This window comes from Paraburkholderia lacunae (assembly GCF_003353175.1).
In the GTDB taxonomy this organism is placed as follows: Bacteria; Pseudomonadota; Gammaproteobacteria; order Burkholderiales; family Burkholderiaceae; genus Paraburkholderia; species Paraburkholderia lacunae.
Map to the genome: position 1 here is coordinate 110,642 of NZ_QHKS01000015.1, position 13,998 is coordinate 124,639.

Sequence of the window (13,998 nt, forward strand, 5' to 3'; positions counted from 1 at the left end):
AAGGCCGCTAAGGCCAGACCAAGCAACTGCATCGGGTTGCCGCTTGCGATGTTCACGCACGGGGGGAGCAACCAGAGCGCCAATCGCGCCCCCCCGTCCGGTCAAAACGATACGGTGACCGTTACGGTGTCCGCGTACGCGCCTGGGACTGCGGTGGGCTGGTCCGGAATTTGGCCATAGACCGTTTCGGTGAGCGTGTTCGCGCTCGCCATGCCTGCGCCGGTGCCGGAGAGCGTGTCGGTGCCCACCGTATTGCCCCACACGTTCTGGTGGCCCGAGTCCCGGTACAACGAATAATTGAGCGTGTTCGAACCGTTCTTCATGACGCGATTGGCCACCGTTGCACCCGTGCCGCCGCCGGCATCGAGCCCGACATTGAAGGCAGTGTTGTTCGTGCAGCGGACTTTGATGGCCGACGTGGCAGCCTGGGCGCCGCTGCCCGGAATGAATGCCGAAAATGTCAGCGCATCGGCCGAGTCGATCACGCACGAGGCGCTGACTGTCGCCGAAACGCCAAACGTCGTGGTGGTGGAAGCGGCCGATGCGCCGGCCGCACCCGATAACAGCGCCGCTGCAATCGCGGCATGCATCAGAGCAAGTTTTTTCATTGTCAAACCCCTTTAAGGAATTGAGATTCGTAACCCATCGAGACAACGCCTTCACTGATCTTGTGCAGTCCCGGCGGTCCCTTGCGGGCCACGATGATTAGGAACAACGTTGGAAAAGACGTCTTCTTCGCGGATCACCCCCTTTCAAGTCCATGAAGTAGTTGCGAGCGCAGCCTGCAGGCGCGCGCGAGCCCCGATATGCAGAGCTATCAGAAAATTACGGGAGGGTTCCCGCTGCATGCATGCGTAAGGCGTGCATGTCGAAAGGCGGCCGTTGCATCGAAATGCAGGCGAACCGTCTATCTGTCAGGCAGGAGTGGCAGTCGCGGCGATCATGATGGGTCCCCCGGATTAGAAGCCCTGGTCAAGAGCTCGTTGATTAATTGCTTTTTGCACTATTTGTGATTGCCCGACGTTTTGTCGTTTCGCTGACTCGTATCGACGTCGTGTGCAGTCAATGTGCTGCGACTTCATTTTCTAGTGGCGAACAATGCAATTGGTGTGCCACCCGATCTGCCGCGTGCACCGGCGGGGGCCGTCGTCATTGATTGCGCGTCGGGTGGAGTTGGAGGCCGCAAAAAACGTTTCAGTTACGAGACGCGCAGCGGCACTGTTAGCGCAGCTCCGGACATTCGATTTGATCGCAATCGTCTGCTTCACTAGGCGAGTTTGCATCCGGAGGCTGAGAGCCGGATTGGTTCGACATGTCGCAAGCTTGAGACAAAGCGATAGGGCGGGCAGAGCAAATCACGCGGGTGTGCTCGCGTGCGGCAGGCTCGCCGTTAAGCTAGTGACCGCTCCAACGGCGGTGGTGGGGCCGACAAGCGCTATCCAGCGGCCTTCGCTTTGAGAAGCCGGCCTCAGGAAAGGATCTCTCGCCAGAGCGACAGTTTTTGATCGAACGAAAGCGTCGCATTGGCTGGACTCGAAGAAGGCAATACGAGCGTTTCGTAACCCGCCGCGCCGATCACGTCGGCAAACCGTCCCGCCGTCTTGCCGTTGAAGCAGACCCGCTTTAACTGCGGCGCATGCTCGCGCAACGAATGGAAATCGTTCGGCCTGGCGTTCCGAATCGCCGAATCGAGACTCCCTTCGCGATGGCACGCGGCGAGCACGTCCCAGAGTCCGATCCCGTATTTCAACACACGTTCGAGCCGCACGTCGTAATCGAGATCATGCAACTGCCGCTCATCAAGAACCGCACCCAAAAGCTTCCAGAACTGGTTGCGCGGATGCGCGTAATACTGCGTCGCGGCGAGCGACGCTTCGCCGGGAAAGCTGCCTAGAATCAGCGTATGCGTACCGGCGGCGACGACGGGTGGAAAGCCGCGCAGCATCAGCGGCTCGCCTCGTCTCGCGCACGAACCGCGGGATGCGTGGGATGCGCTCGCGATGCGGTGTGCTCGAGCGGGCGCCCATGTTCGCGCGAGCGCGGATGTGTCGCATGCGGTGCAGGCGCGGACGAGTCGCACGCCGCCGAACCCAGCTGCGCCCACAGCGCGGGCAACATGCATTCGGTCACCATCAGCGGCGCACCGTGGCGCTCGAACACCGAGCGACGCGCGACCAGCGCATGCGGCGGCGCGCCGCCTATCTCATACGCAGCCAGCCGGTACAGAGGATGACGCGCCGTCAGCCTGCGGCTCACCAGCGACGAACGCGCGACGCTGCTATCGCTGTACAGCAACTCGGCGAGCGGACGGGTGCGCAGTCGCCGCGTCGCCTGCCATACGCCGACGCTCGCCGCGAGAGGCGCCACGCTATGCGCGGCGACGAACGGCACGCCGTCGACCGACAACACCACCTCCCGAACCCATGCGGGTGCGCGCGGCGCGAGGCCGAGCGCGGCGTACTCGTCGGCCCACGGCAGCGCAACGGCTTCGCGCGTGACGCGCACCGCGACCGCGCCAAGCGTGCGCAGATGCGCAGTCAGCGAACCACCGCGGGTCAGCCAGTCTTTCTGGGCAGCGCTAAAGCCGGGTAAGGGAGCGACGCGCCAGTGGGCGTCGGCGGCATCGAAACGGATAGACATGGTGTCGGATTATAACGGCGACGCCGTCAGACGATCGCCAGACCTGCCCCTCCTCCCGCCAGGACGAACCGGCGCGAAACCGCCCGCGGAAAAAAAATGCGCTGCCGAAGCAGCGCATTTTTCAACCATGAGCGTCAGCGCGAAGCTGAGTCGAACTCATCCCGCACGCGCGAGCAACAACGCGTTCGTCCGCTTCACGAAGCTCGCCGGATCTTCCAGCGCGCCGCCTTCGGCGAGCAGGGCCTGATCGAACAACAGATGGCACCAGTCGTCGAAGTTCGCGCTGTCCGCATGCAAGCCCTTCACCAGCGCGTGCTCCGGATTCACTTCGAGAATCGGATGGAACGACGGCGCCTGCTGACCCGCGGCCTTCAGCATGCGTTGCAGATAACCGCTCATTTCGCCGTCGTCGGCGACGAGGCAGGACGGCGAATCGGTCAGGCGGAACGTCAGACGCACGTCCTTCGCCTTGTCCTTCAGCGCTTCCTTCATCTTGTCGACCAGAGGCTTGAACTCTTCGCCGACCTTCTCTTGCGCCTCTTTTTCTTCGTCGTTCAGCGCGCCCAGATCGAGATCGCCGCGCGCGACGCTTTGCAGCGGCTTGCCGTCGAATTCGTTCAGGAACGACAGCATCCATTCATCGACGCGATCAGTCAGCAGCAGCACTTCCACGCCCTTCTTGCGGAACACTTCGAGATGCGGGCTGTGAGTCGCAGCCTGCCAGGTGTCCGCGGTCACGTAATAGATCTTGCTCTGCTCGTGCTTCATCCGCGCGACGTAATCGGCGAGCGAAACGGTTTGCTCCGGCGATTCCGTATGCGTCGACGCGAAGCGAACCAACCTGGCGATGCGTTCGCGATTGGCGAAATCCTCGCCGATGCCTTCCTTCAGCACCTGGCCGAACTCCTTCCAGAAACCGGCGTACTTTTCCTTGTCGGCGTCATTCTCCGAGTTGGCCAGTTCTTCGAGCATCGACAGCGCGCGCTTGGTCACGCCTTCGCGGATCGCCTTGACGTCGCGGCTTTCCTGCAGGATTTCACGCGACACGTTTAGCGGCAGATCGCTCGAATCGATCACGCCCTTCACGAAGCGCAGATACGAGGGCAGCAGTTGCTCGGCGTCGTCCATGATGAACACGCGCTTCACGTACAGCTTCAGCCCGGCGCGATGATCGCGGTTGAACAGGTCGAACGGCGCATGCGCGGGCACGTACAGCAGCTGGATGTATTCGCTGCGTCCTTCGACGCGGTTATGCGTCCACGTGAGCGGGTCCTGGTGATCGTGCGACAGATGCTGATAGAACTGCCTGTACTGCTCTTCGGTGATGTCGCTCTTCGCGCGGGTCCACAGCGCGCTCGCCTGGTTGACGGTCTCGTCCTCGTCCTTCGTGACCATCGCGCTCTTTTCCGCGTCCCACTCTTCCTTCTTCATCAGGATCGGCAGCGCGACATGGTCCGAGTACCTCTGGATGATCGACTTCAGACGATGCGACGACAGCAGGTCGTCTTCATCGGCACGCAGATGCAGCGTAATGGTCGTGCCGCGCGCGGCGCGCTCGATCTGCTCGACCGCGAAATCGCCCTCGCCCGCGCTTTGCCAGCGCACGCCCTCGGACGCCGGCAAGCCGGCGCGGCGCGTTTCGACCGTGATCCTGTCCGCGACGATGAAGCCCGAGTAGAAGCCCACGCCGAACTGGCCGATCAGCGCCGCATCTTTCTGCTGGTCGCCGGAGAGCTTGCCGAAGAATTCCTTCGTGCCCGAACGCGCGATCGTGCCGAGGTGGGCGATCGCTTCGTCGCGGCTCATGCCGATGCCGTTGTCGTCGATGGTGACGGTGCGCGCGGCCTTGTCGTACGACACGCGAATCCGCAGATTCGGATCGTTCTCGTACAACGCGCTGTTTTCGATCGCTTCGAAGCGCAGCTTGTCGGCCGCGTCGGATGCGTTCGAAATCAGCTCGCGCAGAAAGATTTCCTTGTTGCTGTACAGCGAATGGATCATCAGGTGCAGAAGTTGTTTCACTTCTGCCTGAAAGCTCATGGTTTCTTGTGCCATGGTCGGACTTCCTCTCTGTTGCGAATAGGGTTCAGCTCAGGCGCGACGCCGCGGCACGGCTCACGCTGCACGCTCGCCCGGAGCGTGCGCCTAGCTGGGGGCGATCCGGCGAGGTTTCAAGAGGCGCGCCGCGCGACGCTGTCGAGATAGCCGCACAGGAACGTCGACAGCGCCGGATCGCCGCAGTTGGCGATATTGAAGCGCATCCACGTGGTCGGCGATTGCTGCGGCGAAAAGAGGCTCCCGGGCGTCAGCAAAAACCCCGCTTCATGGCCGGCGGCCGCCAGCGCGTCCGCGTCGACCCCGGTGTCGGCCCATACAAACATACCCGCCGTCGGTGTCAGGAAGAGCTTCATGCCGGTTTTTTCCAGCATCCGCACGGACTTCTCCCGCACGCCGTCCAGCCGCGCGCGCAGCCGCTCGACATGCCGCCGATAATGGCCTTCGGTGAGAATCTTGTAGAGCACGCGCTCGTTCAGTTCGGGGCTGGTCATGCCGACCAGCATTTTCTGATCGCTGACAGCCTTCGCCACGTCCGGTGCGCAGGCGATGAAACCCACGCGCAGGTTCGGCGCGAGGGTCTTCGAAAAGCTGCTCAGGTAGATCACGCGCTTCAACTGGTCGAGGCTCGCGAGGCGCGTACCCGGATTGCCCGGCGGACATAGATCGCCGTAAATGTCGTCTTCGACGACGATGAAATCGTAGGCTTCGGCGAGGCGCAGGATGCGGAACGCCTGCGCGGCCGTGAGCGAGGTACCGGTGGGGTTCTGCAGCACCGAATTGATCACCAGCATTTTGGGCCGCCACGTCTGCACCAGCGATTCGAGCGCGTCGAGGTCGGGACCGTCCGGCGTATACGGCATGCCGACCAGCCGCGCGCCCTGCGAGGCAAAGCGCCCGAACATCTGGAACCAGGCCGGATCGCCGACGATCACCGCATCGCCCTGCCTTACGTAAATGCGCGAAATCAGGTCGATCGCCTGGGTAATGCCGGAAACCATCACGATCTGCTCCGGCGACGCGCCGATTTCCAGTTCCTCCAGCCGCGTCTGCAGCTGCTGGCGCAGCGGCAAAAAGCCCAGCGGCGTGCCGATCCCGAGCATCTGCGCGCCGCTTTGCCGGCCGAGCGTGCGCAGCGCGTTGGTGATCAGATCGCCGTCGAGCCAGCGGCTCGGCAGGTAGCCCAGCCCCGGGCTGCGCTCGGGGCGCGCGCCCGTGTAGAGCATATTGCGCAGCAACCAGACGACGTCGATCGGCGTCGGCGCGGGCGCGGCTTCGGCGGCCGCCCGGATCTCGCCCGACGCGACGCCGCCGAGCCGCTCGCGCACATAGAAGCCCGAACCGCGCCGCGACTCCAGGTAACCCTGCGCCACCAGCCGTTCGTACGCCTCGACCACCGTGAAGCGCGACACGCCCTTGTCGAGCGCCAGCTTGCGGATCGACGGCATGCGCATACCGGGGCGGAACACGCGCTCCTCGATGCGGCGGCGCGCCCACTGGACGAGCTGCTCGACCAGCGTCAGCAACGCCGTGTCGTGCGGAGCGGGAATCTGGGCAAGCGGGACGGACATAGCGGGCTCCAACTGTACCGAATAGTATCGAAACGATTGTACCGTTACTGTGCCGGTCGCCGCCGCTACATTTGAGACGAGCAGCGGATCATCGAGGCGCCCGACGAGGCGCGCAGCCGCGAATTGACGGTGGCGGCGCAACCGCCGCCACCGTTCGCCTCGCCTGCCGACCCGGTGAACGGTTATGCTTACGACCCCGGCAGCGTTGCCGTCCTACCCGGCGCGCGCTCCGGTTCACCGCAGAAACCGTTGCTTCGATCCGCCATGACCGTTCATTCGCTTCGTCTCGATCACCTCGTGATTTCCGCCCGGACCCTCGACGAGGGCGCGCAGTACGTCGCCGACACGCTCGGTGTCGCACCGGCCGGCGGCGGCGCGCATCCGCTGATGCGCACGCACAACCGCCTGCTGAACCTGTGGGACGGCGTGTATCTGGAGGTGATCGCGATCGATCCGCAAGCCGCCGCGCCAGCGGACGGTGGCACGCCGCGGCCCCGGCTGTTCGCCCTCGACGATCCGGCGACCCATGCGCGGCTCGAAAAAGGGCCATACCTGTCGCACTGGGTCGCGCGCGTCGACCGGCCGAAACGCCTTGCGACGTGGCAAACGCAGTATCCGCAGCGCATCGCGCCGATCGTGCCGATGACGCGCGGCGAATTCACATGGGGCCTGACCGTGCCCGACGACGGCGCGTTCCCCGCCTGGCAAGGCGCCGGCGACGGCGTGCTGCCGTCGCTGATTCAGTGGGACACGCCGCGGCATCCGTCGGCGGTATTGCCGGAGACGGGAATCGCGCTGAAATCGCTGACCGCCGTCCATCCGCAGACCGATGCGATAGCGGCGCAATTGCAATGGCTGGGCGCGGCGCACCTGATTGCGCTGGCGCCGACCGAAGGCGCGGCGGCGCTCAGCGCCGAATTCGAAACGCCCGACGGTCTACGGACCCTTAAATAAGCAGCGCGCGCGGGTCGCCGACTCGCGCGATAATTGAAATTTTGACCGGTTCCAGACACACCAGATGAGGAGACCATGGACCAAAGCGACTTGAAAGCCCCCACGTGGCAATTGTCCGAACGCGCGCGCAAGCTTACGAGCTCTGCGATCCGCGAGATCCTGAAGGTCACGGAGCGGCCGGAAGTCATTTCGTTCGCGGGCGGTTTGCCGTCGCCGGCCACCTTCCCCGCCGAGCGCATGCGCGAAGCGTCGGACCGGATTCTGCGCGACGCGCCCGCCGCGGCCTTGCAATACAGCGCGACTGAAGGCTATCTGCCGCTGCGCGAGTGGATTGCGCAGCGTTATTCGGTGAACGGTGCGCAGATTCGCCCCACCCAGGTACTGATCACAACCGGCTCGCAACAGGCGCTCGACCTCCTCGGCAAAGTGCTGGTATGCCCGGACAGCCCCGTGCTGGTCGAAACGCCGACCTACCTCGGCGCGCTGCAATCGTTCTCGATGTACGAGCCGCGCTATGTGCAGGTGCCGACCGACGAGCAAGGCCTGATTCCCGAAGCGCTCACGCCCGAACTGACGGCCGGCGCGCGCCTCCTGTATGCGCAACCGAACTTCCAGAATCCGACGGGCCGCCGTCTTCCGGTCGAACGCCGCCGCGCTCTTGCGGCGTTTGCAAAGACCGCACCGTTTCCGGTGATCGAAGACGATCCGTACGGCGCGCTGGATTATGCGGGCGAGCCGCTGCCCACCATGCTGTCGATGTCGCCGGATCACATCGTCCATCTGGGCTCGTTCTCGAAGGTGCTGGCGCCGGGCCTGCGGGTCGGCTACATCATCGCGCCCGAGGAGTTGATTTTCAAACTCGTGCAGGCCAAGCAGGCCACCGATCTGCACACGCCGAGCTTCACGCAACGTATCGTGTACGAAGTGGTCAAGGACGGTTTCCTCGACACGCACGTGCCGACCATCCGCGCGCTGTACCGCGATCAATGCGCGGCGATGCTGGCCTCGCTCGAACGCCATATGCCCGAGGGCGTGAGCTGGAACCGTCCGGAAGGCGGCATGTTCGTGTGGGTGCGCTTGCCCGCGCAGATCGACAGCATGAAACTGCTCGAAGAAGCCGTCGCGCAGAATGTCGCATTCGTGCCGGGCGGTCCGTTCTTCGCGAACGAAGCGCAGCACAATACGCTGCGCCTGTCGTTCGTCACGGTGCCGCCCGCCAAGATCGACGAAGGCGTGGCGCGTCTCGCGGCACTGATTCGCGCGAGGGTTTAATCGGTCTTCGCCCGCCGCGCGTCACTCGTTACCCGTCACCGAATTTTCACTACCGACCAAGGACACGACATGTCTCAAACGAATGTTTACGACAAGCTCAAGGAACTGGGCATCGAACTGCCGGGCGCAGGCGCTCCGGCAGCCGCTTATGTGATGAGCGCGCAAAGCGGCAACACGGTGTACCTGTCCGGCCACATCGCGAAGAAGGACGGCAAGGTGTGGGCCGGCAAGCTCGGCGCCACGCTCAACACCGAAGAAGGCAAGGCCGCAGCACGCTCGATCGCGATCGACCTGCTTGCCACGCTGCAAGCGCATGTGGGCGACCTGAATCGCGTCACGCGCATCGTCAAACTGATGAGCCTCGTCAACTCGACGCTCGAGTTCACCGAGCAGCATCTGGTGACCAACGGCGCGTCCGAACTGATCGCCGACGTGTTCGGCGAGCGCGGCAAGCATGCGCGCTCGGCGTTCGGCGTGGCACAGATTCCGCTCGGCGCGTGCGTTGAGATCGAGATGATTGCCGAAGTCGAGTAAGGTCGAGTAACGCGGTGAAATAACGCGGCCGAATCTGCCTGGTTGCCAGTCTGGCCGGCCAGTCGTTCGGAACGCGTACTGAACGCGTCGCGAGGTGTCGATCACCCGCGGCGCGTTTTGCATTTGTGGCGAGGTAGATCGTTCCCTCATCACCAGATAGAATCCGCCAACCATCCCACCCTGCCGGATTCACCAGACCCGCCGATGCGAGCCAACACTGCACATCGCCTTTTCCGGGCGCCCCTAACGGTAAATTGGCGAATTACTGTCCGTATTGTTTCCTTGCATTGTTTCCATGCATCACGCCCAATTTATGCGACACGCATGACGACAGGCCTGTCAGAGGCCTGCCACACCTGAACGCCGGACAGCCGAATCCCGATGAAAACCTCGCAAGCGCCCACCCCGCCTCAGCCTTATGGCCGACCACGTGGTTTGCGAATTCAGCCGGCAGGAATGGCGGTCTGCGCCCGCGTATACCCGATGCGCGAACCCTTCCTTAATCCATTCGCATTAAGTAATATCGAAAGGTATTCAACGATCTGCGGATGGTCAGGCACGACGCCACGCTCCCTTCCTCTGCGCAGCAGTACCGGCACCTTGGTCACCATGCAGCCATCCATGAAATTAGCGCAGTCAATGCTCGCGCAGTTGCAGCCGGCCGGCACCAGGGCTCGGACCGCCAGATGAGCCAATACCGCTTCTCCGTCCAGCGCGAAGCCAAACCTCGCCGCGAGCCCGCCGTGTCGCGCCGGCGCGCTTTGCTCGCGATTCCCGCGCTTGGCGTGCTGGTCCTGATCCTGCTTTGGACAGTGATCTTCGCGCGGCTATCGGTCGAAAAAGAAGCGACTTACCGCGAAGCGATGGCCTCTGCTGCAATTCTTTCCGCGGCGTTGGAGCAGCACACGGTCAAGGCGATTCACCAGGTCGATCAGATCACCCGCTTTGTCAAATACGAGTTCGAGAAAACCCCGAATCACTTCGATCTCGCCAGCACGGTGGAGAAAGGTGTCGTGCAAAGCGAGACGCTGGTGCAGGTGTCGCTGATCGACGAGCACGGCACGCTGATCGCCAACACGGCCGAACTCAACCCGAAGCATATCGACCTGTCCGACCGCGAGCACTTCAGGGTCCACGAACACGAAAACGACGATCAGCTGTTTATCAGCAAGCCCGTGCTCGGCCGTATATCCGGCCACTGGACCTTGCAGATGACGCGGCGCCTGAATCATCCGGACGGCTCGTTTGCGGGCGTCGTGGTGGTGTCCGAAGACCCCAGCTATTTCACCAGCGATTTCTACAATAACGCGGCAATCGGCCGCGAAGGCGTGATCGCAGTGATCTCGGACAGCGGCACCGTGCTCGCACGGCGTACCGGCAGCGCCGAAAACGCCAACGGCGCGTTCTCGGCAAGCGGCTCGTATCCGACCTCCGAGCACGTGTCGGGCACCTATGTCGACTCGCTCGACAACGTCACGCGCATCGTGTCGTACCGGCATATCGACGGCTATCCGCTCGGCGTCCTGGTCGGCCTGTCGCAAGCCGAAGAGTTCGCCGACTACAACCACACGCGCAACGTCTATCTGCTGATGGCGGGCTTCATCTCGCTCGCCATGCTGAGCTTCTTCGCCGTCGCGACCGGTTTGATCGGCAAGCTGCTCGGCCGCGAGCGCGAGATGACGCATCTGGTCGAATACGACCTGCTGACCGGCTTGCGCAATCGCTATGCGACGCTGCAAAGCCTGCGGCACGACGTGGCGCAACCGGCCAATCTCGGGCGCCTTGCGATTCTCTTCATCGATCTCGACAACTTCAAGACTGTCAACGACACGCTCGGCCACAACGCCGGCGACATCGTGCTGCAAATGACCGCGTCGCGCCTCGCCGCGGCAGTCAACGACGGCGGCTCGTTGAGCCGCATCGGCGGCGACGAGTTCGTCGTCATGATCAAGGGCGACAACGTCGAGAAGCGCGCCGTGACGCTGGCCGAAGCATCGGCCGAAGCATTCGACAAGCCTTTCGAGGTCCGCGGCAGCTCCTTCGTGCTGCATGCGAGCATCGGCATTGCGCTCTACTCGGTGGTCAACGAGAGCGAGATCGACCTGCTGAAAAAAGCCGACCTGGCGATGTACAGCGCGAAAGACGCGGGCAAGAACTGCTACCAGTTCTATTCGCCGCAACTGTCGCATCGCGCGGATCATTTGATGAAGTGGGAACAGCAGTTGCGCGTCGCGCTCGCCGAAGGGCAACTCTTTCTCGCCTATCAGCCGAAGATCGATCTGACGCGCCGCTGCATTACCGGTTTCGAAGCGCTGGTGCGCTGGAATCATCCGCAGCATGGCCTGATTCCGGCCAACGAATTCATTCCGGTCGCCGAATCGACCGGCCTGATCGTGCCGATCGGCGACTTCGTGATCGAAACCGCCTGCCGCCAGCTCGCGCTTTGGCAGCAGCAGGGCTACGACACGCTGTCACTGGCGGTGAACATTTCGGCGGTGCAGTTCTGGCGCGGCGATCTGTACGAAACCATCTCGCACGCCATCGAGGAAACCGGCATCTCCGCACGCCGCCTCGAACTCGAAATCACCGAGACGGCGATGATGGAGTACCCCGAACTCGTCTCGGAGAAAATCTTCGCGTTAAAGCGCCTGGGCGTGCGTATCGCGCTCGACGATTTCGGCACCGGCTATTCGTCGCTGTCCTATCTGAATCGCTTCTCGGTCGATACGCTGAAGGTGGACCGTTCGTTCGTCCAGGCGATTCCGGGCGACCGCAGCGTCTGCGTGATGGTCACCGCGATCGTCAACCTGGCGCGCTCGCTCGGACTCACGGTGGTGGTCGAAGGCACCGAGACCGAAGAGCAGATTGCCTGGCTGGCCGCGCTCGGCCATATCGAGGCCCAGGGTTTCCTGTTCTCGCGTCCGGTCCCGGTGGACGCGATTCCGGCGTTGCTCGAACGCTTCGGCGTATGCGGCATGACGGATCGCCACGCTGCGCACGCCGTCGACAGCGCGAGCAGTGTGTCCAGCACGAGCGCCAACGACTGATGCGGGGCCGATCCCGGCCAGATAAACGCCTGACACGAACAGTTACAAGCCTCTCATGTTCATGACAGGCGCACCACCCTAAAACCGGCTACATTCACTCCGTACTACGATATAGCGCGATGCCGGCACGCCGGGCGCGCCAGCATAACAATGATTCCACAGGGCGGGCGCGTACGGGGCGCTCGCAGCGCCATGCAGACCATCACGAGCCAAGAAGCCGCCAGACGAGGAAAACGGGAACCGCTATGGACGCTGTTCAGGGTCGTGTTCGGCCTGTCGGCGCTGTCGTGGGGCGGTCTCGCGCTCATGGCACAACTCGAGAATCACTACGTCGAACGTGAAGGCCGGCTCTCGCGTGTAGCGTTTTCCGATCTGATCGCGCTGGCCTGGATGGTGCCTGGGCCGGTTGGATGCAATGTCGCCGTGCAAGTCGGACATGCGCTCCGCGGACGCGCCGGCGCCTGGGTGGCGGGTGTCGCGAGCGTGCTGCCCTTCTTCACGCTGATGACGCTGTTCGCGATCTTCTACCGCACGCCGGTCATACGCGCCGCAGCTTCGCAGACATTGCTCAATCACTTCAGCGTGGTGCTGGCCACGCTGATCGCGATCACCTGGTATAAACAGACGCGCGCGCTGGTGCGCGGCAAACTCGAATGGCTCGCGGTGGCGCTCGGCTGCGTAGCGCTCTTCTTTGCGCACAGTCCGGCAGCCTATGTGGTCATGCTCGGCACCGCGTTCGGCACCGGCTGGCTGGTCAGCCCGGATCGCAATACGCGAATCATCCTGTCGATCGCGCGTGGCGACTGGCAATTGCTGGCCGCTCTGTGCGTATTGCTGGTGTTGTTTGCGCTGCCGTTGCCGCATCGCTATGAACTGGCGCTGCTGTGGCCGCGCCTGGCGGGCGCGGGCATGACGCTGTTCGGCGGCGGCTTCTCCGCGCTGCCGGTGCTCAAGACGCTGTTCGTCACACCGGCTATCGGCGTGTCGGACAACGAGTTTACTTTAGCGTTTTCGCTATCGCCGTTGTCGCCCGGGCCGCTGTTGAATGTGGTGCCGTTCTTCGGCTATCTGGTGGATGGCTGGCCGGGTGCGCTGATTGCCACGCTCGCGCTGTTCGTGCCGTCAGGTTGTCTCGCGGTGCTGGCGCAGCGGCATCTGCGTCAGTTGAAGACCCATCCGCGTTTCGAGCACGGCATGCGAATCTTGCGTGCGGTGACGACCGCGTTTCTCGTGGTGGCCGTGCTGCGCATTGCGGCTCATGTGCCGCTCGAACCCGCGTATCTGTTGACCGCGCTGTTCTCCGGCATGTGCTTCGCGAAGCTCAAGGTGCCGGTGTACGTGGTGTACGGAACAGTGGCCGTGGTATGCGGGCTGTGGTTTGCTTACGGCACCTTGCCGTAAGCCTCGCCGTTCCGCGCTTCAGAACCCGCGCGACAGCACCGCGACGCCGACCGTCACGACGCCCAGCACGATATTGATGAGCACCAGGCGGCGGATCGTGCCGACAGCCTGCGCGCCGTCCGGCCATTTCTGCGCCTGCACCGCGCGGCGAATGCGCGGGAATACCGCGAAGCGGATATGCCCGAAGATCAGCATCATCACGATGCCGAGGCCGGCCATCGCATGCAACGGCCACGTGGCGTGACCGCCGCCGAATTGCATCAGTAGAAAACCGCCGGTCAGCAGAATCACCAGCACTGCCGCCGCGACCCAATTGAAGAAGCGGCTGAACACCGATTCCCACAACGGCAAGCGCAGTTGCGGCGAAAGATCGGCAATTGCCGGACGCAAACAGAAATGCGCGAACACCATCCCGCCGACCCATACGGCGACGGCAAGCAGATGCAGAAAGAGCGCGAGTTCGATAGCTTTGTTCATGTTGTTTTCCTCTCCCGACGACGCCACACCGCTTATGACGAATGATA

Annotated in this window: 12 protein-coding genes; 5 read left to right on the top strand and 7 right to left on the bottom strand. The window is 63.2% G+C overall.

Going from position 1 to position 13,998, the window contains the following annotated elements:
- Window positions 1-101: 101 nt before the first annotated feature.
- From DLM46_RS22935 to DLM46_RS22955, 5 genes are all read right to left on the bottom strand, one after another.
- The gene (locus tag DLM46_RS22935; RefSeq protein WP_115104154.1) at window positions 102-608 is read right to left on the bottom strand and encodes a Csu type fimbrial protein; all 507 of its coding nucleotides are present in this window, start codon (window positions 606-608) and stop codon (window positions 102-104) included.
- An 860-nt stretch (window positions 609-1,468) separates the two neighbouring features.
- A complete protein-coding gene (locus tag DLM46_RS22940; protein WP_115104156.1) occupies window positions 1,469-1,945 on the bottom strand; it encodes a DNA-deoxyinosine glycosylase in 477 nt (158 codons plus the stop codon).
- Entirely contained in the window at window positions 1,945-2,640 is a 696-nt protein-coding gene (locus DLM46_RS22945; RefSeq protein ID WP_115104159.1) for a chorismate--pyruvate lyase family protein, read from the bottom strand. The genes DLM46_RS22940 and DLM46_RS22945 overlap by 1 nt, the downstream gene beginning before the upstream one ends.
- 156 nt (window positions 2,641-2,796) lie before the next feature.
- Window positions 2,797-4,695, bottom strand: a complete 1,899-nt coding sequence (htpG, locus tag DLM46_RS22950; protein ID WP_115104161.1) for a molecular chaperone HtpG — start codon at window positions 4,693-4,695, stop codon at window positions 2,797-2,799.
- A 116-nt stretch (window positions 4,696-4,811) separates the two neighbouring features.
- Window positions 4,812-6,266: an aminotransferase-like domain-containing protein gene (locus tag DLM46_RS22955; RefSeq protein ID WP_115104163.1), complete on the bottom strand. Its 1,455-nt coding sequence runs from the start codon at window positions 6,264-6,266 to the stop codon at window positions 4,812-4,814.
- Between the two features lie 264 nt (window positions 6,267-6,530).
- Here DLM46_RS22955 and DLM46_RS22960 point away from each other — a divergent pair, with 264 nt between their 5' ends.
- From DLM46_RS22960 to DLM46_RS22970, 3 genes are all read left to right on the top strand, one after another.
- The gene (locus DLM46_RS22960; RefSeq protein ID WP_115104293.1) at window positions 6,531-7,220 is read left to right on the top strand and encodes a VOC family protein; all 690 of its coding nucleotides are present in this window, start codon (window positions 6,531-6,533) and stop codon (window positions 7,218-7,220) included.
- Window positions 7,221-7,295: 75 nt separating this feature from the next.
- Window positions 7,296-8,492 carry an aminotransferase-like domain-containing protein gene (locus tag DLM46_RS22965; RefSeq protein ID WP_115104165.1) on the top strand — a complete coding sequence of 399 codons (1,197 nt, stop codon included), beginning with the start codon at window positions 7,296-7,298 and terminating at the stop codon, window positions 8,490-8,492.
- Between the two features lie 69 nt (window positions 8,493-8,561).
- Window positions 8,562-9,026, top strand: coding sequence for a RidA family protein (locus DLM46_RS22970; protein ID WP_115104168.1), 465 nt, complete (start codon window positions 8,562-8,564; stop codon window positions 9,024-9,026).
- A gap of 443 nt (window positions 9,027-9,469) precedes the next feature.
- Here the strand turns inward: DLM46_RS22970 and DLM46_RS39590 are convergent, their stop codons facing one another.
- Entirely contained in the window at window positions 9,470-9,637 is a 168-nt protein-coding gene (locus DLM46_RS39590; RefSeq protein WP_165848048.1) for a hypothetical protein, read from the bottom strand.
- A gap of 75 nt (window positions 9,638-9,712) precedes the next feature.
- On the opposite strand from DLM46_RS39590, the gene DLM46_RS22975 reads away from it, so the two are divergent.
- The gene (locus DLM46_RS22975) at window positions 9,713-12,073 is read left to right on the top strand and encodes a bifunctional diguanylate cyclase/phosphodiesterase (RefSeq protein WP_115104171.1); all 2,361 of its coding nucleotides are present in this window, start codon (window positions 9,713-9,715) and stop codon (window positions 12,071-12,073) included.
- Between the two features lie 192 nt (window positions 12,074-12,265).
- Window positions 12,266-13,474 (top strand): chromate transporter, encoded by a 1,209-nt coding sequence (locus tag DLM46_RS22980; protein WP_115104173.1) that lies wholly within the window; start codon window positions 12,266-12,268, stop codon window positions 13,472-13,474.
- 18 nt (window positions 13,475-13,492) lie between these two features.
- Here the strand turns inward: DLM46_RS22980 and DLM46_RS22985 are convergent, their stop codons facing one another.
- The gene (locus DLM46_RS22985; RefSeq protein ID WP_115104294.1) at window positions 13,493-13,951 is read right to left on the bottom strand and encodes a CopD family protein; all 459 of its coding nucleotides are present in this window, start codon (window positions 13,949-13,951) and stop codon (window positions 13,493-13,495) included.
- Between the last annotated feature and the right edge of the window lie 47 nt (window positions 13,952-13,998).